Below are 22,975 nucleotides of genomic sequence, written 5' to 3'. Positions count from 1 at the left end.
GGAATTTCTCAAGGATGCGATTGCCCCTCCAGGTGCGCGGAAGCGCAAGTGCTCTATTTTAGTCTAAAATCGAGTTGTTAATGGCACACCCTACTTAATTGCAGCCGTGCAACCATTTCCGCTCTTGCAGATACATCCAGCTTCCGAAAAATACGTTTTAAAGTCTGCTTGACCGTATTTTGACTAATCCATAACTCGGCGGCAATTTCTGCATTTGTCAGACCTTTGGCTACCAAAGCAGCTATTTGCAATTCTCGTGCTGTTAAAGAAATTTCATGTTTGGGCAGAAATAACTCATGTTGGGAGCGTAAAAGTGCTAATTTGGCAGAAATATGAGCGCAGATGGCACTTAATTGCAACAAGTCTTGCGTATTATAAGCTGGATTTCCACTGATGCGGGCAAATTGAACTGTACTAATTAACCTTCCTTCTCCAACAATCGGCCCAGTCATAATATGTTCGTGGTCATATATTTTGCCACAACCAATTTGATACAGTTCACTTTGCTTCCAAGCGGCTTCCGTGAAAATAATTTGTTCGTGGGCGGGTGCATGATGGCAAACAACATACTCCATCACTTTATCTAAAGCTGCACCAACCTTAGAGTAATAATCAATAAAACTATCTGGTAAGCCTTGGAGATGAATAGTACCTTGTTGTCCGGCCCAGTCATGTATATAAATACCCCAATGTTGACTGCCAAACAACTCTCCTGCTGCATCCATATAATGTCCACATAGTTGGTTCACTGATGAAGCATTTGTGACTTTTTGAATCAATGTTGGTAAAGTAACAGACATGAGCCAAAATGTACTCAACTGGGTAATTGGCAGCCAACATATTCAATTCTACGATAACTGTAATCATTACCGGGACTGGAATTGAAGTATGGAAACGATGCCTCAACATATAATTGGTTTAGTCATTTATCCTGATATGACCCAACTAGACATTACTGGGCCACATCAAGTGTTTGCATCTATGCCCAATACTCAAGTTTTGCTATTGTGGAAAACACTCCAACCAGTTGTGAGTAATGGTGGACTCACGATTTTACCGACTACTACCTTTGATGAATGTCCGCAACTCGATGTATTGTGTGTTCCAGGCGGTGTTTTTGGGGCTGTAGAAATGATGCAGGATGCCCAAATGTTAGCTTTTTTGCAAAAGCAAGCACAGTCCGCTAAGTATGTGACTGCTGTGTGTACTGGTTCTTTAATCTTGGCAGCTGCGGGATTACTCAAAGGATACCGTGCAGCTTGTCATTGGGCGTTTCAAGAGCAGCTAAGATTAATGGGTGTAGAAATAAGTAACGAAAGAGTAGTAGTAGACAGTAACCGAATCACAGGTGGTGGCGTAACAGCAGGAATTGATTTTGCTTTAACTATTGCGGCTATGTTGTGTGGAGAATATACAGCCAAATTTATTGAGTTGATGTTAGAGTATAATCCAGCACCTCCTTTTGGCGTTGGTTCCCCAGAAAAAGCCCCTTCTAGTTTGGTACAAGCTGTGTTAAAGGTTGCCAAACCTTTGATTGAAGCATCACATACAGCTAACCATGTGACTTGAATGAAAAAATGGGCTTTTAGCTCACGTTATAGGGTAGCCACCGAGATACCCGAATAAGATGAGATGCCTGCGGCGTATCGCTAAAGCGAAAGCTCCGCTAACGCGCAGCGTCTCGAAGAGAAGAGAGCGAAGCTATCGCTAAACAGGGCGTAGCCATCGCCCAGGATTGTCCTTGTCGTCCTTGGGGATTGCCGTATTCTGCATTGCAGTACTGTCGTGCAAATAAAGCACTTCCAGCACCATGTCTTCCTTCTGTGTTGCTGCCAAATACAAAAATCTGGTTTTCTGCTAGTTTGATAACTCTATCAGGAATAATTTTGTAGGGATGATTATTTGACATTTGGTTCTTTTACCCAAAAGAAGAGATTGGGATATCTGTGATTAAATTTTTTTACTTCTGCTTGAGCAGCAGTTAGGTTATCCCATAACTCCATCTCTCCATAATCACCTCTTATCATTGCTTCTTGTCTAAAATTTGGATGAGTAAAAATTAGGGGTGCTGCGTCTTTACTAGAATTTTTTCTTCGCCAACAAATACAATACTTGTACATTTTATATAAACTGATAATAAAAGTAATTACTATCAGTTTATATTTTTATTATGCTGACTGTTTAATCTGGCTTAGAGCTATTAACATTTCTTCTCGATTGAGATGTCTTTTCTTACCTGTTTTAGATACTTGGATAGCGTAACTCCATTTTATTCCAGCTTGTGAGCATCTTTTCCTTAACTGTTGAACAGTGATATGTTTGTTTGTAGATCCTTGAGTTTTGTTGGATATCCGAAGTTTGGATTTATCAGTTAAGTTTTCAATTTTACTTACAGTGGGTTTTATCGATGTAGTGCAATTGCAGTGCTTTTCAAAAGCGATAGATATCTCTAGCAAGAATTAGAAAATGAAGAGAGTAGAAAATCCGTAAATAAGAATGTAGAGAAGCCCTGTTAGCATACATTGTGCTAATTCCATTGTTTTAACTCCTGTTGATATAACTAGTAACTGGTTATTTGATGAAGCGGTATACCAGCTTTCTATTGATATCAAAGCGTCAGCTTGTGTAAATTTACTCTGAAGTAAAGGCTCGATAATAAATTAATGGTGTAACAGTGATGAAATATCTTGGGCTTGGTTTGCTTAGATAAAGATGTCACTCTACATATATCTAACAACTGTTCTAATATTATCAACTAACTGTAGTATCATATTCAAAATAGCTTTCCAGCCAAGTATCATTCCCAAAAATCCGCTAACAAATAGACCAAGTACTGATTTAAGAAAGATAACTCCCCTGTAATTTATCTCGACATTTGATTCGGCTTTGGCATAGATAAAACCATCCCCACTTTGATTTTTCAAATTCCTCACTTTTTGTTCTTCTTCTCTAATCCTTCTTTCTTCTTGCACCTTCCAGCCCCAAGGGACAAATCCCAAAGTAATCGAAATGGGAAGGTAGAATGGCCAGTTATATATGTAGCCAAGAGAAGCATAGATGATGAAAAAGGTTAGCCCCAAACCAGTACGCCAAACTAAACACCAAATAATAAACAAACTGTTGATAATAGCGTTACGGATAACTATACTTCGATTTTGATGATATGACATTTGAAGATGTCTCCCGATAGCTAATATTTAATTTTTATTTATGGTGATTGCTACCTGAATATTAAACTTAAGGCTAGTTTGAATTATCATCTTGATAGTTGGAAATTAGAAAATACATAATCAATTGCAATTACCTACTGAACCACATTACAGAAGGTTAAATATACCAACCTATCGTAACGATGTTTGTACCTAGTCCGGCACATAATTACTGCTGCTAAAATTGATATTTACTGTTTTACCGATTATATCTTCACTGATTTTAAATCTAAGCAAAGTTTTGATGATTTTTCTAATAAGTTTAAAATTGAGGTATAGTTTTTAGAAAAAATAAAAATGATTAAGATTTGACTCTTAACCATTTGATGATATATTTGTAAAATGATGGGAGATACCTGTGTTTGATTTACATGGTTGAGGCGTATGCCATTAGTTGTGGTTTTTCTTGTTGCGCCCCTTAGTAGCTGATTGCACTTTAAACCGTACCTGTTTCCCAATAGTTATCTCAGCAACATCGCTAATATCTTTACCAGATTTATAGGCTTCAAGAATTGCCTTATTATTAGCTTGGTACTTAATAACCCTAAATTCATCTGGAAAATCTTCATCATCTACCTCTACTAGTAAGTTAGCGACTTTGGGTGGATTATCCCTGATTTCAATTACCCTTTCTTTACCAATATTTTTGTCACTGATTAATCCAATCTCGTGTAGATGGATCAGGGTACGCTTGATTTGTTCAAGTTGAGTTTTACGACGTGAAATTACCCGGTCGTAGAGTTCGGCTACTCGCACTTTTCTTTCTTCCCAAGTTTCAAGGTCAAGATTTAACTGGTCAACTACCCAGGCGATCGCATCGATTTTAGTTTCGATACCATCTTGAACACCCATGAGTTCTTGTACGAGTTGTTCTACTTTACCTTCTTCGCCTAACTCGCTTGCTTCTTCTATCTGTGACCAGAGTTTAGCAGCATCTAAACTTAACTCTTTGAGCGTGAGTTGATTGATTTCGCGTTCAATTGCTTGAGTCATGATTTACTTTTTGATATGAAAAGCCAGTAGCAGTTACCTATTTACCTGCTACTGCTTGTTGACTAGGAAGAGTTGATGCTTGAAGGGAGATTGAATCTAGTACCCGTACCGCAAGTGATAGTAATCTGACTTTTCTTGTGCTAATTCTGCTTCATAGTCGTAGTAATCCGCCTCGCTTATTAAGGTGCTTATTTGTTGAATTTGCTGGGCAGAGGTTACTAATTTTTTGTTAGCTTTTAGATTAGAATTAGTAGTAGTTTTCATGTCTATACAACTTCAATTTTTCAATGAAGTTATTGCGTTAGCAAATGTTGTGATATTGACTTAGAAAGATAATATTTATTTTTTACCTTTCTCATAACTATCTACTACTGATTTGTCTTTAACCACTGGCTTTTCTACCACAAAGATAGTTGTCCTGGTGATATGTTTCCCCGTCGTCGCGTATGGAACAGCAGATGACAAGCTGTGCATAAAGCCGCGAGATTCTCGACTCGATTATCTTCGGGCAGATAATTCCAGTGGTGAACCACTAAAGTTTTAATACTGCGTTCTCTACGATTTAACCCATCTCTTTTATCAGTTGGGCGTAAGCATTGTATACCACAGCGCGTGCATTTCCAGTCGGATTTTGATTTGACCTCAAGTGCGATAGTATCCCAGTTTGAAGAATAGCGACTGCGGGTTTTGCTAGTCATTAATCAGTCCTTTTGGGTTACACAAAAATAATTTTGATTATATCGTTAATGTTTATCATAATATACTTAATTTTTTTATATTCAGTTTTGTTTATAAATTTATTTGCGTAGTTAAGGGACTCTTAACTTTTAAAAAAGGATATATATGCACTGATTATTGTAATTGAACAATGCAGGTTACGCCAAAAAATAAAATATAAGTCTTTGATATCGGTGCGGATTTCTAGCGGAGCAAGCTAATGATTGACGCAGATGATCTACTACTCTTGCAGTTGCTCCTTTGATGAATTTGATGCAATATTGTTGTTTTTATATTAAGTATTTAAGCAGAAAGTTTTTCGGAAAAATTTACCTGCGACATAACTTGTGCGCGTACTGAATTAGCAGCTGTCTCTGCAATTTCTGCTCTATCAGAATCAGTAAGCAGTACTGCAAGTAGTGATTTGAGAGCTTCACGGTTAGATATAAACTCTTCACCGTATAAATCATCTTGCAGTAGGGTGGCTTCTAAGTGAGGTAATAGCTCAGGCGCAGGAGATAGTAACCGCTCTTTAATGCGTCTCCTTGCAGTCTCTGTTGCCGCTTTTGTACCTACACCTAAATCCCATGTTTCAATTATTAGTCTGATTTCACGGTTAAGTGATACACGCAGCGTTGATAGGCGACCAAATAAAGGAAGGTTGAGCATTAAAGGTGGTAGTGCATTACCCCAATCTAAACCAGCACCAATAGTGCAATTGGCTTCATCTTCGATACGAACAGCCTCATCGAGCCATCCTTCACCAAAAAGTAAATCTATAGCTTCTTGGGTTGTTACTAGCTCGTTCACCTGAGAATTATTATTTTGCTGTTGATGATTCATAAATTTTCACCTGCTCTCTGTCTCAATGCCCCATACTCAAAGTAAACCAAATTATCGTATTCTTCTTCAGTCCCGCAGTTAAACATATTTTGTTTTTCATAAAACCCTACAGACCTTGGTAAAGAATGCAACCCAACTCTACCTTCATACCCTAGCTCAACACTTCTAATTCTGGCGAAATTTAAAAGTGCTTGACCAACACCTTTGAATTGAGGCGGACGCTGAATTTCAATTCGGTTAGTGGGGGCAGTTGCAATACCATCAACATAAACTAGTCTCTTACCAATATTCAACCGGGAACCGTGCATTTGTGTTTCTATTATCATTAAACCTTGAGTTGTGTTTTCGCACTCAACTGCATAACCTTCAAGATTTTCTTGATTAGCAATATATCTTAATTTAAATATCCAGTCCCAGTATTTATCTTCTTGAGTAAATAACCTTAATTTTTCGACCCAATTATTTACATAATCATTAACGTGGTTTTGTCCTAAATCTACTAAATATGCTTCAATAGATGTGTTATTAATACCTCTTTTTAATGAAATTTTTCGCTGCACCTAAAGCTCCTAGTTATTACCTTATTCTTAAACTTATAACGGCTATTTTACTACTAAATAAAAGAGTAAAAATAACTGCGTATATCAGTAGCTTTATGCCAACCAGCTAGTACAGCATCATCTGAAATTTCTCCAATAACTACCAAATTATCTTCTTTATCCACATAGTAAGGTAAAGGTTCAGCCTCTAACCAACCATAAGCAATAGCTTCTTTGTCTCGCTCAAAAATTGAAACTTCTAAACTTTGCTCATATCTTGAGTAGTAGTAAGGTAAATAGCAAGCTGGATATTCTCTTAAAGATTCACGATTAACTGTATATGATTGCCAGCGCAGTCGCTCACCCTTAATTTCTTTTGGATTAGCTTCTAGCCAATCATAAAGTTTTTTAGCTTGCCGCAATGCGTGGTCTTTGCCTTCAAAAACAACGCTGGGAAGAAAAATATCGCCGTCAAAATGTACCGCGACTTCAAATAAATCTTCATCCTCATCTTCGGCTTCTGCTTCTGTTACCTCAATGATTCCGGCCTTATATAGTTCGGTCATTTCCCTGCATTGCTTCGTCAGATATACCCCTACATTATTAAAATTTTAGCTTTCAGTTACACAATAATCAGAACGCTCCGTTGGTTCTAATCCCTTACCTGGAAGGAAGTTTTGTTTGTGTACACCAGCCAGCACCGTAGTGTTAGCGCGGATCGGCATTATCTCCAGGAGGAACTAAAGCCCTATTCTTTTTCTTACCCGCGATCGCGTTAACAGAGTGAATCAGTGTAAATTCAGAAATTTTTAAAATTAATAAAAATTCTAACTTGCGGGATGATATAACCCCGTATCCTGATTAAACTCCCACCCTAACCCTGCTCTATCCTTGCCTTTGCACCATCCCACAAAAAGCGGTGGTGGCAGATTAATTCGCTGCTCGCGTATAGTTTCTACACTGACACCAAGTCTTGAAGCTAAACCTTCTTCCGTTAGCGGTTGGATTCGAGGAGTTTGCCCTTGATAATATGAATTGTTGTTGTACGATTTCTTCTGCCGTTTCGGTTGGTTGTTGAGATAATTTTGAATTTTAATAATCGCCTCAGCAAATTGTTTCATTTGGGCTGTTATCTCTTCAGTTTTTTGTTCTAAAGTGTCCAGGCGTTTATTTTCATTGCCAGCAATTATATCAAGGTCATCTAAAGAACCATCTAGGTATAGCTCAATAAAACGGGTGAGCGTCGCTGTTGCCGTCGTGCCTTTCGAGTTGCAACGGGCGATAAACTGCTCCCACATCTTTTGGTCACAGTTGAAAGATGCTAGCTTCTTTGTTCTCCCTGTATTGCTCATATCTAGGTGATGTCTAGGTAATATCTAGGTAAACTCGTCCGCTATCAGGAACAACTGAGCGTGTTTCCATCTTGATAACTACCTTGACACTATCATGATGAGCGTATGAGTGCGATGGCCGAACCGCCCGACAGAAGCGATGCCTTCTCTACGAGAGACTACGCCAACGCCTACGCTTTTTACCGATGTTTGCTTTTTTTACGCAGTGCGTGAGAAGTCCCAACACGCCCAACATGGTGAATGTACTTTGCAGTTGTCGCTGGGGAAGCGTGGCCCAAATCTGCTTGTAAGTCAAAATCAGAAGCTCCATTTTTTTTAGCCAGTGTTGCGTGAGTGTGGCGGAGAAAGTGGGCGCTGAACTTAATTCCCGCACAAGTAGAAATTTCCTCCATCATCAGTCGCAACCCGCGATCGCTTAAAGGTTTGCCCCTGTCCCGCCGACTGGGACTAGGAAACACCGGCTGATCATTGCTGGCATCCCCACGGTAATCCAGTAACACCGCACTCGTCTCCGGATCGAGACTAATGGTTCTAGTTTTATTTCGTTTCCCCGTCACAGTTAACAATAGACAGTCCCCATCCTCCCGAAACTGCCGCCAAAATAACCCCGGCGTAACTATGCGCTTACCATAATCAGAAGTTTGCCGCGCAATTTCTCCCGCCCTCACCCCACTGTAAAACATGAGAGTAAACAGCAGCCAGTGCATCTTATTAGTGTTGTGTTGCAAGTCTACTTCAATCGCCGCTTTTTCCAACTTGGCAATCTCGCGTTCCGAGAGAATGCGCTCTGCGAGCTTATCGTCCCACTGGATGCTTAAGTCCTTGCCCAAGTCGATAGCAAAATAACCAATAGAAGCTCTAGTACCCCACTCCCACAAACTTTTAATCGCTGCCGTGTACTTAGCCGCAGTATTTTTACTAATTCCATAAGTATTTTTCTTTCCCCGTACTGGCTTTTCATCTTTGAGCCAAGCCAGATAAGCGTGTAGATGGAATAAGGTTACCATCCTCAAATCAGATATCCCAAACCGCGACTGCATATAATCGACAAGCTCATAACCAATTTGCCGATATGCCCGTCGCGTTTGGTCGCTTTTGATAGTGACAGAATGCACCCATAGCTCAATTAGCTGCTGTGTGGAATTAATTTTTTGGCGGTTGGGAAAATAATAATCCACAAGCGCAACACGAGCTTCATCAAGCGGTAGAGTCACCACCTCCACAGCAAGTAATTCCACGCTTTTGACGGGTAAATTTTCCATAATAAAATTCCCCAACCCCCACTGATAATTATGATGCCGAGAACTGTAATTCCCGGTATCTTTATGATAGTTGTTTCCAGGACACGATTAAATTGCTCATCTAGAATCATCTATATCGTATATACGCGGATATCCCGTATGCGATGATGGTAGTGGGGAAAGTTGGGGAAGTAGGAGGAGATAGGGAGGTAGGGGGAGTAAGTAAATATTAGAACTCGAAGCAAATGGTTAAAGAACTGGTTAGAAATCACTTCTCCACAACAAAAGCGCGAGGGAATGGTGGAATATCCGCAGATAAATATAAAACTTCTGTCTGAAGAAGACCGGGAGTTGGTGAAGCAGGCCAAGCAGCGTGCTGAGGAGTTGCGCCTCACTTTTAAGGAGTTTGTGCTGGATTGTATTAAACAAGCACTTGTGGAAGAGAGTGCGGATGGTGTAAGTGCAACTGCTGCTGAAATTGAAGCTTTAAAAGCTCAAATCGCCACCTTGGAAGAGAAGGTGAATATTCCTTCTGCGACCAAAACGGAAGTACATACCCTCCAGGAGCGGTTAAATCAATTGCGGGTGGGGATTTCAAATGAAATTAAGAAAGATAGGGAGCAACTTGCTTCTTTAACGCTGGCGATCTCCCGACTTGAAAGCCAAATTGAACAGCTAATACCTTCCTTAAATCTTCAGGTGGATGGCGAAGGTAATGCCAACAGTGATAGCGACTGGATTTTTGGGGAAGGCTCAGGTAGTTTGGGAGGAGAAGATGTTGAGGGTTTTTGAAATTCGCTATAAAACAATTGTCTTGACCAAAAATAAGCCTCAATAAATTGAGATGCGCTAGTTTTAGTTGTGGGTTTTTCCGTGATTAGCTGTTTTGAAACTGACCTGTTGCTTTTCCAATTGTGTAACGCCTATTCTTCGCCATCCTCAAATCTTAAATGGTTTTCTCAACTACTACATAAGTGGTAAATCTAACACGATATTTTCCTTGTTCTCTTGCTAAAAAGGTCATCCCAATGTCAAAAATCACTTGATAATGCAGTCCGTCTTGTCGGTAGATTTCCAGAACGCGACCGTGAGGAATAAGGTGACTCCATTGTTTGAAATCAACTGAGCGTTTAACTCGAACCAACAAATTATTTTCATTTGGTTGGAGTTGAAGAAATACTTTTTTAAGCTCTTTCTCTATGGTTAAAGCGTTCTTAGCATCCTTATCTTCAGTTGTGAGAATTTCGACATGAGATTGAGTATCAAATCCACCCCATTTTAATAATTCAACTAAAATGGAAGCCCCTTGTTCCCTCAGATAGCGATCGCGGTAGATAATCTTCGTCACCTTGCTTCCAGATAAAGCAGTCTCTAATCTCAGTTTATTTCTAAGTTCTGATATGCTGAAGTCGCCGCGCCATTCCTGCTCAGAGGGGTTTAAGAAGATTACGGTAGTGTTTAGGTCTTCTAACTCAGATGCTTGGACAAGTCTTGCTTGTTGACGTAATGTTTCTAACCGACTAACAACTGTTTCAACACCTTCTGGACTTCGAGTTTGAAACCATACCTGTGGTTTATTATTTGGGCATTGCTTTAATGACAGAGCAATACGGTTACTTTGGTTGCTATTGAAACAGAGAGTTGGGACATCTTTATGCAAATTTTCAGGGAAATGTTCAGCAGAAGCCTGGTAAAGTTTTACTAAACCTTGGTCTATCAATTGTTGTAACCGTTTTCGCCAAACCTTGAGGTGATTTCGTTGGTCTAAAGAAGCATCTGAAAGTGCATTGGGGTCTGGTAAATGGGTTACTATTAATTCAACTGGCCTGTTAGTCGGTCTCATGGAATAAACTGCATCTGTAAGCAGATTTAACCAAGACAAGTTTGAACCTTTGTTTAAACCAAACTCATCGGTGAGTTTGGGTAAATAAATTAAAGTATCTGGTGCAGCCGCTCGGCAAATTGCTGGTAAGTTATCTGCTATGAGAGACAAACTTATTCTGTTGGAGTTGGGAGCAAATTTTTGTAATTCTTCATCCGGACTGACCTGCTCAACTATCGGTCTCAGAAAATCTGCCACTAAATGACGGTTAAACTGGTTGTGAAATGGCTGGTTAGAGTAAGTTTGTAAACAGTCATAACAACTAGTTGCACAGTTGCATGATGAAACTATTTTTAATGCTGTCTTTAAAACTTCATCAAAGCGTTCGGCAATGCGACGGCTGTATCCTGCCCCTCCAGGCACATTGTCATAAATAATAATGTTAGCGCGTTTGTCCGAACGAGGCGTAAACAGCCCATCTAATTCTGTACGCGGTACGTCAATTACTTGGGCTGCTGCTGCTAACAATGCATAGGTGAGAGAACGCCAAAATTCTAAACCTCGGTTGCGATTTTTTGTATTGGTAAAAATTTCGCCATCATCTTCGCGTTCTCCATCTTCGCCGAACAGGGGTGTAGGTTCGGTTTTGGAATCAAAGACAATTTTTAGCAAATCGCTACAAAATTCATGTCCCAAATGCATCAATGTATAGCGGCCAGAACATGGTTTTCCAGTTCTGGGATGAGTATGAGGAATTTGTGATGATTGTTGACTAGTTGCAGAGTTTTTATTGGCTCCTTTTTTACCTCGGCTTTTTTTCGTTTCTCCTTTGGGTAATAAATCGCTCAAATCGCGTCCACAGGTACTACAAATTGCAAATCCTTTTCTATCAAACCCTTTGTCTTTACCATAGGAACCTTGATTAGCTAAAAAGAAATTTCCACCTTTGCTAACAGTAAGAGTATACAAACCCAATTGTGGAGGTAAGGTTTCTGATAAATCTCCATCATTTATTAAAAAAATCTGAGATACTGGTTGACGCTGCGGTTTAATGTATGGGGTGACTTCTGGAAGTTTTTCCCAATCAGTTGTAAATGCTTTGGGAACCTTGTAAAGTTTCATTTTTTTAGCCGCAGGTGAGGATGGCTCATCACCGCAAACGGGACAAGATTCTACTGGTTCATCTCCCGTATTAGCATCTAAAAAATGATTGCAATTTTGGCAAACCCAATAGAACTTTTGTTCTAATTCTGTTGGTTTGAGAATGCCAACACTTTTGTACATTCGGTCATCTACTATTATTTCTTGGTCTGGAGCATATTCACCAAGAGCAAGTCGGCGATCGCGTTCTAGTCGATGTTTACCTTGTGCTGAATTATACTCATTGCTTTCCCCAGTCAAAAGACGAACTACGTCAATAGGAAAACCATAAATTGGTAGGATACTGGCTTGGGCTAGTTCGTCATGTAAGCGACGAGAGCCAACTTTATCAAGTTCGCGCTTTGTCCCAGCAATAAGTCTAGCTATTTTCTCTAAATTTTTTGTTTCAGATGGGTTGGTCATGCGGTTTCGTAGTTCAAGCATATCTTCCGCTAAACTATTCCAATCTTGAAGTTGCTGCTGTTGAAAATCTTCAATCCCATCTTTAAAGCCTCTCAGCACTATAGCTGCTTGACTTTCAGAGCTACCTAACCGAGTTAGCCACTGCACCGCTAACTCTGCTGCTTCATTGCTATTTAACCATTGTTGTAACTTACAAATCTTGGCTTCAGCAGGAGGAGCGAAATTTTCAGAGGAAGCAGGATTTTCTAGTGGTAAATCCAAAAACTCTGCTATTTTTATTTCTTCTGCACTGAGATTCCAGTTTTTTCGTAAAAATGCAGCTAGTAACTCAGCATGAATGTGACGCTGCTGTATTTGGAAGTTACCAGAATCAAGCTTGGGGATTTGATTGCTACCAGCAATTAACTCTTTTGGTTGCTCAAAATAAAAGCGGTCGTGGGGACGACGTTGCCCATACATTAAAGTAATAGCTACACCATCTGTGCGTCGTCCAGCGCGTCCAGCTCGTTGCTGGTAGTTGCTAACATGGGGAGGGAAATTGCGAAGAACCACCGCTTGCAACTCACCAATATCTACACCCATTTCTAAGGTTGTCGAACAACTGAGCATATTAATGCGACCTTGGCGAAAACGATTTTCGCGTTTTTCTAGTTCCGCAACACCTAGCTGTGCTGTATGTTCTTGCGATCGCAGTGGTAAAGGTGAGCGTTTCTTAATTAAATATTGCTGGTAATGTTCGGCAGCAGTTTGTTCAATTTTTTTCGGTGTGTAAGGTTCAAGAGTACCTTTACACTTATAAGCTGAACATTTTTGGACGTTAAGTGTCGCCTTCGTGATTTTTGATAAACCTGGAACATGAAAAACCTGCTGGCAGCAATTGCACCGATACCAATCTTCCTGTGTTTGAATAATATTTAACTGTCCCCAGTTAAGTTGATATTCCTTTTTAGCTGGAACAAGTAAGCCAAAATCTTGAAGCTGACGGGAGAGCCATAAAAAATCCTCTTTGCTGGGAATATTTTCTTCACCAAATATTTGTGATAAATACCAACCTAGCCGATTGAATGGCTTTCTTAATTTCCCATTTTTCCAGGGCATAAATGAAATTGAATCTTTAAATTTCTTGATTTCATCGTCTAATTTATCCTTCAAAAATAAATAGTTCTTGGATTTACCCTGAGCATCTACCATTTCGGGACGACGGCTATCCCCTCCAGTTTCTGGGAAATAATAAGATGAATTTTCAATGCTGACAATTCCTGCACGACGAATAATATCTGTAAGGACTGTTAAAAAAATCCTTGCTTCATCGTTTGTGATTCCAAAATGACTCGCAACCAGTTCAATCAATCGTTCATCTAAATCGATATGGCAAGCTAGTAATGCAAAGGCTTCTAAAGTTGAACGACGGTTCAAAACGAGAGCAAATTCTCTAAGTAATATTTCCTTAGCTCGTTTTTGAGCTAAATCTTCTGCATCTATTTTATTTTTTCTATCTTTAGGTTCTTCCTCTGGATCGTTAGGACGGTAACTTTTATAATTTGCATCAGATTTTCGGTCAGGATGAGGAATATAAAATTCTAAAAATCTTGCTTTCAGTTGGTTAATTACTTGATTAACAGATGTAATACCTTCAGCGTTTTTTACCTGATGAAATGCTTGCCAAAGCATCTGACGGTACAGCATTTCGGTATGGGTACGTTGATAGTCTGAGGCGAAAAATGCTGCATCTTGACGACCATCGGAAAAGGTGAGTAATTTCCGCTTTGAAGAATTTTTATCAGTCTTTTCTGTTTCGGGTAATAGTTCAAAGAGACTGTCAAGCATCGCCTCTAATGGTCCATCTGTATAAGTCACGAATCGATTAATTGCTAAAGTAGTGCGCCCAGTTCCAGCACCACAAGCAGCACATCTATTTAAATAACAACCGCCTTCATCTTTATCATTTTTTTGGCGATGCCATGCTAAAGTAAGTTCATTTTGTGCTGTTACTTTGTTTGTAAACGTTTCATCTGAAACTTTACCAATCCAGCCATGTTTCTGAAATTCAAATTTAAAACTTTTTATGATTGTTGATTCTTGTTCCTCTTCATCTTCACCCATTTCCTCTTCTTCTGTTACACTGTCTAAATTACCAGAAGTCAAAGTGTAAATCTTGGTATTATCCTTTAATCCTTGAATTGATCTGGGTAGAGATTCTAGTTCTCCCGAATCTTGGCGTTGAGTAAATACATAACTCTGACCGCATTGAGAACAACTACCCAATTCTAATACAGGAGAGTTACAGCATTCACAAGTTTTTTTCTCATTCAAATAAAGTTGCCCGTACCGTGCTTCACGCTCTGAATAAAGTGGGTCGTGCGCTGCTCCCGAACATTTGGGATTAATACAGGCATAAAGTCCCTCTAAACTACGAAATAAAAGATGCAATCTCACAGGAAGTAAAGGTAAATCATCTGGATTTTGACGAGCGAGAGTGCCTATTTGCAGCAAATGAGCTAGAGCAACTTCTGCATCTGTATCATCAACGCTACCATCTAATTTAATTGGCAGATTGACACCCCATAATTCTGGAGAGCGAACTATTTCTTCCCAAGGTTTAGGTTCGCGGCAAAGTATATTAATCAGTCGATGTATTAAGGGATGTCCCTTGAGAGCAAACCAGAGGAATTTGTGAATATCATTATCAGCTTGTGATTCAGCTATTTTTAGTTGTTGTTCGGGGATGATAGCGCTCAGTGGGTCAAACCAAGAACTAATAGGAGAACCTGGTTGTGGTAATTCGATAATACTTAAATATTGTAGAATTTCTTCATTAGTAAGTGCAGCAGGTAGGGTATAAGGGTTGCCTAATCGGTCTTTGGCATTGAGACGCTGACCGCGAATTACTTGACTAAAAGTTTCACCAAAAAACTCTCTTGCAAATGCAAGAACTTTATCATCAACCAAAGCATTTCCTAAGCTAGCACTGGTAGCAATACAGCGAATTTTACCTTTTTCTTCCACACCTATAGAAGCTTTAAAACGCTCCAACAGCATAGAAACTTCGCTACCCTTAGCACCATCATAGGTGTGAGCTTCATCTACTACTAACATTTTGAAAGTATTTACTGAAGCCTCAAAAATTTTTTCTCGCTCCTTGGGTCGAATTAACATATGCTCCAGCATGGAGTAGTTGGTGATTAAAATATGGGGTGGTGCTTCCCACATTTCTTCTCTTGAGAGTAATTGTACTCGGCTAGTTTTCTCAATAGCTTTATCAATTAATTCCTCATGTTTTATAGATTCTATTTCAGCCGAGGTAAATAATTGCCGCAGTTCCTCTGGATCGTAAGCCGCGAATTCTTCTCTTAATGACTCTATTGCTTTACCTCTGTCTTTTTCGGTGCGACTGGTGTAGAATCCGAATTTAATTTTGGTTGTCGTCTTTTGGCGACATAATAATTGCCGCAGACGTTTAACTTGGTCATTTACCAGAGCGTTCATCGGGTATAAAATTAGTACCCGCACTCCAGCAAGCGATAAATTATCTTCTTCTTTCAGCAGCATATCAAGCATGGGTGTCAGAAAACACTCAGTTTTTCCCGAACCCGTACCAGTTGCAACGACTATATTTTGCCGTTGTTCCACAACTGCGCGGATCGCTTTTTCTTGATGTTCGTACAAACGGCGATTACTAGGTATAAATAGTGTTGCCATATCAGGGTGTAAAACCCCTTGTTCGACCAAATCATTGATACTAAGACTTGATTTATATGGCTGGGAACCTTCGAGGTAAGGATGTTGCCAAAGGTTTCCAGGTTGCTCTAATAATTGCTTAAAACCGTAGCGGAGATGGGGATCGCGTAGGGGGTAAGCTGTAAGTAAATAGCGAATAAAGTCTGCACGGGGTTGTTCAACTGCTGCGATTGGATCTAGATATTTAGTCATACTAATTTAGCTCCTAAACGTTTAAATGCTTCTTTGACAAGTGGACAGTTTCTTGATTGAAAATTTCGAGTCCTGTATTCTTCTCCAGACTCAGAAATATGCCATAACCACCGTGCATAGGTACTGGGAAGATAGACACCTTGCAAATTTAACTTTCCTGGAGGTTCATCCCAAATAATTTTTAAAGGACATCCCATTTGTTTGTCCTGGTAAAACATAGCTAAAATAGCTAAATCTGGCTCTAATTCATAAAAATTTTGGTCTTCAAACCAGAGATATTCACCTGTGGGCAAGCGCAATATATCTTCGTTTTTGATACTCTCGCGACTCGGATTGCGCCAACGTTCTTTCTGCGCTTCATTACAGGGTACGTATCGCTGAATGTAGCTTTCATTTTGCCAATTTTTAATAGAAAAAGGGTCTTCCGTCCAAGTTGAACGCAACTCCGATTTCAAGGGTCTTCTTGGTATTGGTAAATTTTCAATACTATCTGAAATAGTCAGCAACCGAATACCAGCTTGACTTAGGCGGTCTTTAATTCTATGAAAATGATTACTTTTAGGGCGCAATAGTAAGGGATTTTGAGGGTTTTTTTGACTTTCTAGGACTTGATGAGCCAGAGTCAAATAAGCGCGATCGCCCCGAAATAACAAATTTCTCAAATCTTCTTTATTTTGAGCCAAAACCATCGGAGGAGCCATACAGTAATGGTTGCGTCTTCCTGCTAGCACTTCCCCTTCTGCTTGCAATTCATTTAGGGTATCTTGAATTGTATCTGTTAGGTTTTCTTGAGATTCGTTAGGAGAAAGACTTGAAACTAACAGCGAAATAATCTGATGCTTTGTTAAAGGCTGTGGGATTGTTCGATTACCGGAATGACGATGATTACTGAGTAGTCGAGTAATTTTTTCATTTAACATAATTTTAATTGTTTAAGATTTTTTGAGCATCATTGTAGGTTACATATTCCATTTCTTTAATATATTCTTGAGGTAGATAAATCTTAATATCTTTTATATTTTTATATTCCAGTAACAAAATGTCGTTAAAAAGAAATAGTTGAGGAGTATGAATACTTAAATTTGCTTTTAGTTGATGATTCTTGGTCATCATTATTTCTACTTGTTTATAAACAAAATTACGTTTTTTAGGATTTCTTAACCTGATTAATAACCAATTTTCTTGAGTTGCTGCTACATTGCCAGTATTCGCTACTTTTGATATTGTTACTTCTTGCGTACTTGCCTGACTTTTTAACTCGATTTTTAGATTTTCAACAAGAGCTTGGAGTTTCTCTCTAAGAGAATTAATCTGTAACCATTCTGGAAGATAAAATGGTAAATTTTTTAGGCTATCGATAGCTGTTTGCAATAAATAGGGGTCATAATCATATTTATTGGCAGATTTCACAAAATCACTAACAGATTCATTATCCAGAATGGTGTAGCAGTAATCTGCCAAATCTTCATTTTCTAAAGTTTCATCAGGTAAATCATTTTGAGTGCTACGACACCACCAACCAAGGTTGTGTCGTAGTTTACGTGAACCTATTAGCTGAATGTGATAAATTCCAGGTGGTAATGCTAATAGAACAGTAATTTTATCTTCATTTAACGAAACTGGTGAAATTTTAATTTCTACTGGGGTTTTTTCAGGTAAAAGTAAATTCCAGCATGATAGGGAATAAACTTCGCCAGATAATAAACCAGATAGGTGAACTGCTTGATTCGCCCAAGTACAGCTAATTACAAGGGGAGAAATTTCTGTTTCTATTAAACGTTGCGGTTCCTCACCTAACCTCTGGAAATCTAAAGCATACCAATTAGAGCTAGGAGATAATAAATTATAGAAAGATGCTAGGTTTATGCATAAATACCCTAGTGAATCTGCTTGACATTGAGAAAATATAGTTTCTTGTTTATCGTATAAATATAAACTGATAGTTTCTAGAGGTAAAAGCCCTTCTAGTTGAATTTCTTTTGCCCAGAACTTATCAGCAGAATCACATAAAATTGGTAATTGAGCTATTTGAGATTGATTTACCAAACTAATCTTTAAATTATTAATCTCTGGTTTGCCAGTTATTTGATAGTTTGATTGAATTTCAAATTTATATGACCATCGATGAGATTGATTCCAAAAGCGGGCTTCATATTTACCTGGTACAGTAATCCATTTATCAAGAGGAATTGCCTGCCACCTATCGCTTGGCTGTACTATTTCAGTTGTAGTAATAAGTGTTTTTTGATGGGTGATATTTTCAATAGAAATATTTAAGGATATTTCTCCTTCAATGGGCGGATACCAGAAAATGGGAATTTCTAGATAAACTGATTTTTTACCCTTCAGCTTCAGTCCTCGTAAGCTTGGCTGTTCGTCAGAAGAAGGTTTCCAGCTAATTGATCGAAATGTAGTAATCTCTTCATTAGAATTTACTATGAAAGCAATTGATGATTCTTTCGTTGTAAGTGTAAGCTGTTGACCCTGCCAGCCTCTGATACTAGATGGTACACAACTATCTAGGATTTCAATACCATTACCAAAGTCTAGACTGACACCTTTAGGGGCAAATAAAATAATCTCTTTGGTTCCCCTAATGCTAGGATTAGCAGAGTCTAAATTAATGCGATCGCCTGTCCAAGCATCAAATATTAAACAGGGAAAATTGCTGGCTACTCCCTCAAGTCTCCATTCAGTTAGGCTTTTGCTACGGTGATCTAACAGTTGCCACTTCCATAGTTCAGCCACATTCCTGATGTCTACAACTTGTTCGGGAATAATTAGTCCTGGCTTTGAGGGTATAGTACCTTCCCAAGTCGCTTCTGGAATCTGGCAGAAAGTTCCACCCAAGTTATCCCACCCTTTCTTCCAAAGGTTTTGCTCTGGCAGCACTAGTTGTATATTTAAGGAGTCAGCAGTATCTAAAACTAAAGATAAAGGCTTTTGGCGACGGCTAATTATTTTACGGCTATTACCAAAACGACGTTGTTTAGGAGTTAAAACTTGAATCAGACTGTTCCAATCCCTCAAGAAAAAATTATTTGGTAAGTAATAGCTTCCCAAAAGTTTTTCGCGCTCATTGTGATCTTGCAGTGCTTCAGGTAATGTTCCTTGACGTTCAAGTTCAACAGCAACAATAGCAATACCTTGAAGTAGCTTCCCTGCAATTGGCTCAAATTCTTCGTCTTCCTTCTGTGGGCAACTAGCTTTGAGAAAATTAATCAGAGTACCCCATTGAGGATGCTTTTCCTGACAAAAATATAATAGTTCTTCGGAAATATCTTCACATGAACTATGAGCAATTTCCCACCATCCATACTCATGTGAGAATTCCTGAACTAACTGAGAAAAATGAGTGAGATTTTGCTGAGGGATACCACTCTGTAACCATAAGGTTGATACGTAACGATATCCTCCTTTAGCTTGGACAATACCCAGTAGGTCAAATCCTTCACCTACAAGCTGACGTAGTGTATTTTCTAGGCTTTGATTACATAAAATATTTAATTTTTGACAAAAACCATACCAAAATTTTTCTTCAACACTTGAATAATAGTAGGCATACTCTGATAGAGCAAAAGTTATAATTTTTAGCCAATTTTGTTCAGGTTCATCAAATATTTTATGCAACTTATGATGAGTAACTGTATCTAGATTTCTCAAGTTGTAGCCTACAATATCTAAAACTTCCTCGGTGGCTTTTTGGCTAATCTGAACGCTACCTAAAAATCGCTGGCCTTTGGGACGATTGGAATGAGACCAGTATGATGAAATTTTCTGCCAAAGCTGTTGAGTATGTCTTGGTTGAGAGAAATTAAAAGTAGTCATTGTTCGGTAGATAACTAACCTGGCAAAATTATTGAGTTAGATACTTAAATTTGACTAACTAGACAACTAACAAAGTTCGTTTGCTGCCTTGACAAAAAAATATCTCTATAGTTAATGTTCCCTAAAAATATTTTTAAGTAACTATTTTTACTAGAAAATTCAGATTTGTACTTAAAAGCATTTTAGAGATTCGATCTAGTGCTGTTTTCATTTGGATAAGGTAACTTGAGTTGTTTGACTTATCGTATCTAAAGTGCATAGTAGCAAAAGACATTTCAGAGATTCCAATAAATGCGAGTATTGATTTAATTAGTTAAAATTACTCTAAAAAGTAGTACCTGTAGGGCTTTGAGAGATTAATCTCAGTAGTTCTTGAATATTTTCTTTTACTTGACAAATTAAAATGCCCAAGAAGCCTGTTACTCATCTATACTCTGACCTCCAGGTCTTTGAACGGTTGATGCTACTAATTGCGACTTTTGTGCGTTATCCCGGAGTAGGTAGTAGTGATTTAAATGATTCAATTGAACCAAAATCTGGAGATTCTCACGATGCACTTGCTGAGGTATTACTGCGCTTGCAAGAAGTTGCTCGTGATTGCGGTATTGATTTACCGACTTATTCGCTACACACGCTGCGAAAAGATTTGCGGACATTGCGTCGCTACAACATTCTAGATAGCCGCATATATCGTTGGGGTTATTACCTGGGAACTGGTGCAATGAGTTTGATGGAACTACAGGTTGCGTTCAATGCCTTGAGTTCGCAAGCAAAGTATCAACAAGATCCGCAAGTTAATAAGATCTACCAGATATTGATGCGAAGATTGCGGGGGCTGAACTTAGCGGATGAAATTGTTTATCCAGTGCGAGCGCAAATCAATCGAGCTATTATTTACACCGACCCAGAAGAAATGATGGCTGATAGCAAGTATCGTGGCACCCTTTTTGAGAAACTAGAACAGCTAGAAAGTGCTATCATTCAGGGTCAGGCAATAGAAATTTATCGCAGTCGCAATGCTTATCAACAAGGTATTACTGAGTTTTTAAATATCTATCCTTTACAACTTATCTACTCAGATGTAGCTTGGTATCTATTGCATGAAGATTGCCAGAATGGACATTTAGCTACCTCAAGGTTGGATAGGTTTACCGAACACTTTAAGTTGCTTGGCTCTAAAGAACGGGATTTAACAGAACAATGGCAAAGCCTCCAAGTCGCACATGAACTACTGGAGAATGGCTGGGGATTATATTTAGGTAAACAAGAAGAACAAAGTTTAGAGCGACAGGGCAAATTAGATTTTATTAACGTAACCGTGCGCTTCTTCCCTGATGTTATGGTGTTTATCCAAGAAGGCGAAAAACGCCATAAAAGCCAGAAAATTTCTTTTGGAGCCAAAACTCCAGATGGAAAACCAAGCTATCTTGATTACAGTCTCAAACTTCCACCGCGATCGCTGGCGGAATTTAGCCGTTGGGTTTATCGCTTTATGGGTAGCGCTCAATTCCTTACACCAAAGGAATTGGTAGAAAAACACAAGCAAGTTGCTCAGGAATTGCTCGCTCGTTATCTTTAAACTATTGGCATCTCCTTTCTTTTCTAGCCGTAAATGATTGATAGCTCTAGCTGTAAGTGCTTTCGTATAAAGTTCTTTCTCTACATAATGAAGTAAATTAAAATTTGACCATATCATAAGATATTCAACAGTACTTAAGCAGCAACCATTAACTGGTTGGTAAAAATAGTACTTAGAATTATCACTTTCTGTTATTTCTTCATTTTCCTGTAAAAACAAAACGGGAGCTTGTATATTTTGAACATTTAAAACACACCTTGCTTAGGCTTAACAGTCAGTTTCCATCTCTTGATTAAGTCTACGCACCGTCATTCCTAAAAGCTCTGCTGCTTTCGCTTCGCAAATAGCATCTTCTGCCAAGGCCCGGAAGCAAAGACGTTTAAAACGTTGTGGTGCTTCCTTAGGGATTGGGTCTGGTTCATTATAAGGTGGTGTGCGCCATCCTTTCTTCGCAAAAATCTCGAATAGTGCTCGATAGGTCGCTTGATTGATAATGCCCAAATCTTTGCAACGGTAGGTTATGGCTTGCACGCTGACCCCAAGCATTTTCTTCAGCACAAGCAGCTCACCAAGGCTTAAGGATTTTCTATGTACGCCAATTTCTGCACGCAGTAACTCAGCTGGCATTAAAAAAGCTCCTGCGAACCGATGTGCCGCTTTCTCTTCATCTACATTTTGATCAACGGTCAAAACCATATGACCGATCTCATGCGCCAATGTAAAGCGTTGCCGTTCTCCCATATCAAGCGTATTAATCACAATTACGGGCACACAGTTACCATTGAGACGCCGTACCAAACAGGTTAATCCAGAAACGGAGGCAGGAAGTTCAAGTGATAATACTTTAATACCCTTTTCCTCAAGAAATTCCGCTAACCCCAAGATTGGATCAGTGCCAAGATTCCACTGCTCACGCAAAGTTTTAGCAGCTAACTCCCCTTCAACGATGTCTGCAACGTACAGCAATGATTGACGTGGTTCCTCCCACTCCAGGCTCGGCACTTGCAAAATTGTCTCGATTTCCAAATACTTTTCTAAAAAACTCATTACCGCTGCTTCTACCTGGGCCTCCTCACGTTTGCTTGTAATCCTATTCCTGCGAAATTCAATTCCCTCCAAACTGATATCTGGTTGTGCTGTTAAGTAATTCTCCGATACGCCAAGAGCTTCTGCTATGGCGGCCAGCACCTTAGACCCAGGCATCATTTCATTGCGTTCGTACTTCCCTATTGCTTGGGCCGATACAATGTTTCCAATTTTTGTTTCTAACTCGCGCAGCGACAACCCAGCAGCGGTCCGGGCAAGCTTTAATCTCCTCCCTAGCATAAAAATTTTCCTTTTGTTGCAGGTTTACAAATC

Annotated in this window: 18 protein-coding genes; 3 read left to right on the top strand and 15 right to left on the bottom strand. The window is 39.1% G+C overall.

Going from position 1 to position 22,975, the window contains the following annotated elements:
- Positions 1 to 77: 77 nt before the first annotated feature.
- Entirely contained in the window at positions 78 to 800 is a 723-nt protein-coding gene (locus ACEYW6_RS08930; RefSeq protein WP_412979426.1) for a LuxR C-terminal-related transcriptional regulator, read from the bottom strand.
- Positions 801 to 888: 88 nt separating this feature from the next.
- Here ACEYW6_RS08930 and ACEYW6_RS08925 point away from each other — a divergent pair, with 88 nt between their 5' ends.
- A complete protein-coding gene (locus tag ACEYW6_RS08925) occupies positions 889 to 1,569 on the top strand; it encodes a DJ-1/PfpI family protein (RefSeq protein WP_412979425.1) in 681 nt (226 codons plus the stop codon).
- A gap of 97 nt (positions 1,570 to 1,666) precedes the next feature.
- On the opposite strand, the gene ACEYW6_RS08920 is transcribed toward ACEYW6_RS08925, so the two are convergent.
- From ACEYW6_RS08920 to ACEYW6_RS08875, 10 genes are all read right to left on the bottom strand, one after another.
- Positions 1,667 to 1,909, bottom strand: a complete 243-nt coding sequence (locus tag ACEYW6_RS08920) for a hypothetical protein (protein WP_412979424.1) — start codon at positions 1,907 to 1,909, stop codon at positions 1,667 to 1,669.
- A gap of 811 nt (positions 1,910 to 2,720) precedes the next feature.
- Positions 2,721 to 3,170, bottom strand: coding sequence for a hypothetical protein (locus ACEYW6_RS08915; protein WP_412979423.1), 450 nt, complete (start codon positions 3,168 to 3,170; stop codon positions 2,721 to 2,723).
- A 429-nt stretch (positions 3,171 to 3,599) separates the two neighbouring features.
- The gene (locus ACEYW6_RS08910) at positions 3,600 to 4,202 is read right to left on the bottom strand and encodes a siphovirus Gp157 family protein (RefSeq protein WP_412979422.1); all 603 of its coding nucleotides are present in this window, start codon (positions 4,200 to 4,202) and stop codon (positions 3,600 to 3,602) included.
- A 96-nt stretch (positions 4,203 to 4,298) separates the two neighbouring features.
- Entirely contained in the window at positions 4,299 to 4,466 is a 168-nt protein-coding gene (locus ACEYW6_RS08905; RefSeq protein WP_010993844.1) for a hypothetical protein, read from the bottom strand.
- Between the two features lie 134 nt (positions 4,467 to 4,600).
- Positions 4,601 to 4,900 carry an HNH endonuclease gene (locus ACEYW6_RS08900; protein ID WP_071524687.1) on the bottom strand — a complete coding sequence of 100 codons (300 nt, stop codon included), beginning with the start codon at positions 4,898 to 4,900 and terminating at the stop codon, positions 4,601 to 4,603.
- A 322-nt stretch (positions 4,901 to 5,222) separates the two neighbouring features.
- Positions 5,223 to 5,762: a hypothetical protein gene (locus tag ACEYW6_RS08895; RefSeq protein ID WP_412979421.1), complete on the bottom strand. Its 540-nt coding sequence runs from the start codon at positions 5,760 to 5,762 to the stop codon at positions 5,223 to 5,225.
- Positions 5,759 to 6,322 (bottom strand): GNAT family N-acetyltransferase, encoded by a 564-nt coding sequence (locus tag ACEYW6_RS08890; RefSeq protein ID WP_412979420.1) that lies wholly within the window; start codon positions 6,320 to 6,322, stop codon positions 5,759 to 5,761. The genes ACEYW6_RS08895 and ACEYW6_RS08890 overlap by 4 nt, the downstream gene beginning before the upstream one ends.
- A 53-nt stretch (positions 6,323 to 6,375) precedes the next feature.
- Positions 6,376 to 6,867 (bottom strand): hypothetical protein, encoded by a 492-nt coding sequence (locus tag ACEYW6_RS08885; protein WP_412979419.1) that lies wholly within the window; start codon positions 6,865 to 6,867, stop codon positions 6,376 to 6,378.
- A gap of 261 nt (positions 6,868 to 7,128) precedes the next feature.
- Positions 7,129 to 7,599 (bottom strand): hypothetical protein, encoded by a 471-nt coding sequence (locus ACEYW6_RS08880; protein ID WP_412979418.1) that lies wholly within the window; start codon positions 7,597 to 7,599, stop codon positions 7,129 to 7,131.
- A 233-nt stretch (positions 7,600 to 7,832) separates the two neighbouring features.
- Complete coding sequence (locus ACEYW6_RS08875; protein WP_412979417.1) at positions 7,833 to 8,915, bottom strand: tyrosine-type recombinase/integrase; 1,083 nt, start codon at positions 8,913 to 8,915, stop codon at positions 7,833 to 7,835.
- A gap of 279 nt (positions 8,916 to 9,194) precedes the next feature.
- Between ACEYW6_RS08875 and ACEYW6_RS08870 the strand changes: the two genes are divergently transcribed.
- Positions 9,195 to 9,686 carry a hypothetical protein gene (locus ACEYW6_RS08870; protein ID WP_412979534.1) on the top strand — a complete coding sequence of 164 codons (492 nt, stop codon included), beginning with the start codon at positions 9,195 to 9,197 and terminating at the stop codon, positions 9,684 to 9,686.
- Between the two features lie 154 nt (positions 9,687 to 9,840).
- On the opposite strand, the gene ACEYW6_RS08865 is transcribed toward ACEYW6_RS08870, so the two are convergent.
- The 3 genes from ACEYW6_RS08865 to ACEYW6_RS08855 are packed head-to-tail and all read right to left on the bottom strand — an operon-like array spanning position 9,841 to position 20,037.
- Entirely contained in the window at positions 9,841 to 16,209 is a 6,369-nt protein-coding gene (locus ACEYW6_RS08865) for a DEAD/DEAH box helicase (protein ID WP_412979416.1), read from the bottom strand.
- Positions 16,206 to 17,129: a hypothetical protein gene (locus ACEYW6_RS08860; protein WP_412979415.1), complete on the bottom strand. Its 924-nt coding sequence runs from the start codon at positions 17,127 to 17,129 to the stop codon at positions 16,206 to 16,208. Before ACEYW6_RS08860 ends, ACEYW6_RS08865 begins: the two co-directional genes overlap by 4 nt.
- Before the next feature lie 4 nt (positions 17,130 to 17,133).
- Positions 17,134 to 20,037, bottom strand: coding sequence for a chromosome partitioning protein ParA (locus ACEYW6_RS08855; RefSeq protein ID WP_412979414.1), 2,904 nt, complete (start codon positions 20,035 to 20,037; stop codon positions 17,134 to 17,136).
- A gap of 403 nt (positions 20,038 to 20,440) precedes the next feature.
- Here ACEYW6_RS08855 and ACEYW6_RS08850 point away from each other — a divergent pair, with 403 nt between their 5' ends.
- On the top strand, positions 20,441 to 21,616 hold the full coding sequence (locus ACEYW6_RS08850) for a helix-turn-helix transcriptional regulator (protein ID WP_412979413.1): 1,176 nt from the start codon (positions 20,441 to 20,443) through the stop codon (positions 21,614 to 21,616).
- Positions 21,617 to 21,883: 267 nt separating this feature from the next.
- On the opposite strand, the gene ACEYW6_RS08845 is transcribed toward ACEYW6_RS08850, so the two are convergent.
- A complete protein-coding gene (locus ACEYW6_RS08845; RefSeq protein ID WP_412979412.1) occupies positions 21,884 to 22,942 on the bottom strand; it encodes an ImmA/IrrE family metallo-endopeptidase in 1,059 nt (352 codons plus the stop codon).
- Positions 22,943 to 22,975 lie beyond the last annotated feature (33 nt).

It is taken from the genome of Nostoc sp. UIC 10607, from assembly GCF_047228265.1.
GTDB lineage: Bacteria > Cyanobacteriota > Cyanobacteriia > Cyanobacteriales > Nostocaceae > Nostoc > Nostoc foliaceum_A.
The sequence above is the reverse complement of the archived record's forward strand: the minus strand, read 5'-3'. Positions and strand labels throughout refer to the sequence as shown.

Excerpts from the sequence above, each read along its gene's own strand:
- ACEYW6_RS08915 (WP_412979423.1), bottom strand. The coding sequence starts at position 3,170 with ATGTCATATCATCAAAATCGAAGTATAGTTATCCGTAACGCTATTATC.
- ACEYW6_RS08850 (WP_412979413.1), top strand. The coding sequence starts at position 20,441 with ATGCCCAAGAAGCCTGTTACTCATCTATACTCTGACCTCCAGGTCTTT.
- ACEYW6_RS08865 (WP_412979416.1), bottom strand. The coding sequence starts at position 16,209 with ATGACTAAATATCTAGATCCAATCGCAGCAGTTGAACAACCCCGTGCA.
- ACEYW6_RS08930 (WP_412979426.1), bottom strand. The coding sequence starts at position 800 with ATGTCTGTTACTTTACCAACATTGATTCAAAAAGTCACAAATGCTTCA.
- ACEYW6_RS08920 (WP_412979424.1), bottom strand. The coding sequence starts at position 1,909 with ATGTCAAATAATCATCCCTACAAAATTATTCCTGATAGAGTTATCAAA.
- ACEYW6_RS08855 (WP_412979414.1), bottom strand. The coding sequence starts at position 20,037 with ATGACTACTTTTAATTTCTCTCAACCAAGACATACTCAACAGCTTTGG.
- ACEYW6_RS08895 (WP_412979421.1), bottom strand. The coding sequence starts at position 5,762 with ATGAATCATCAACAGCAAAATAATAATTCTCAGGTGAACGAGCTAGTA.
- ACEYW6_RS08905 (WP_010993844.1), bottom strand. The coding sequence starts at position 4,466 with ATGAAAACTACTACTAATTCTAATCTAAAAGCTAACAAAAAATTAGTA.
- ACEYW6_RS08910 (WP_412979422.1), bottom strand. The coding sequence starts at position 4,202 with ATGACTCAAGCAATTGAACGCGAAATCAATCAACTCACGCTCAAAGAG.
- ACEYW6_RS08900 (WP_071524687.1), bottom strand. The coding sequence starts at position 4,900 with ATGACTAGCAAAACCCGCAGTCGCTATTCTTCAAACTGGGATACTATC.
- ACEYW6_RS08875 (WP_412979417.1), bottom strand. The coding sequence starts at position 8,915 with ATGGAAAATTTACCCGTCAAAAGCGTGGAATTACTTGCTGTGGAGGTG.
- ACEYW6_RS08925 (WP_412979425.1), top strand. The coding sequence starts at position 889 with ATGGAAACGATGCCTCAACATATAATTGGTTTAGTCATTTATCCTGAT.
- ACEYW6_RS08860 (WP_412979415.1), bottom strand. The coding sequence starts at position 17,129 with ATGTTAAATGAAAAAATTACTCGACTACTCAGTAATCATCGTCATTCC.
- ACEYW6_RS08880 (WP_412979418.1), bottom strand. The coding sequence starts at position 7,599 with ATGTGGGAGCAGTTTATCGCCCGTTGCAACTCGAAAGGCACGACGGCA.
- ACEYW6_RS08885 (WP_412979419.1), bottom strand. The coding sequence starts at position 6,867 with ATGACCGAACTATATAAGGCCGGAATCATTGAGGTAACAGAAGCAGAA.
- ACEYW6_RS08845 (WP_412979412.1), bottom strand. The coding sequence starts at position 22,942 with ATGCTAGGGAGGAGATTAAAGCTTGCCCGGACCGCTGCTGGGTTGTCG.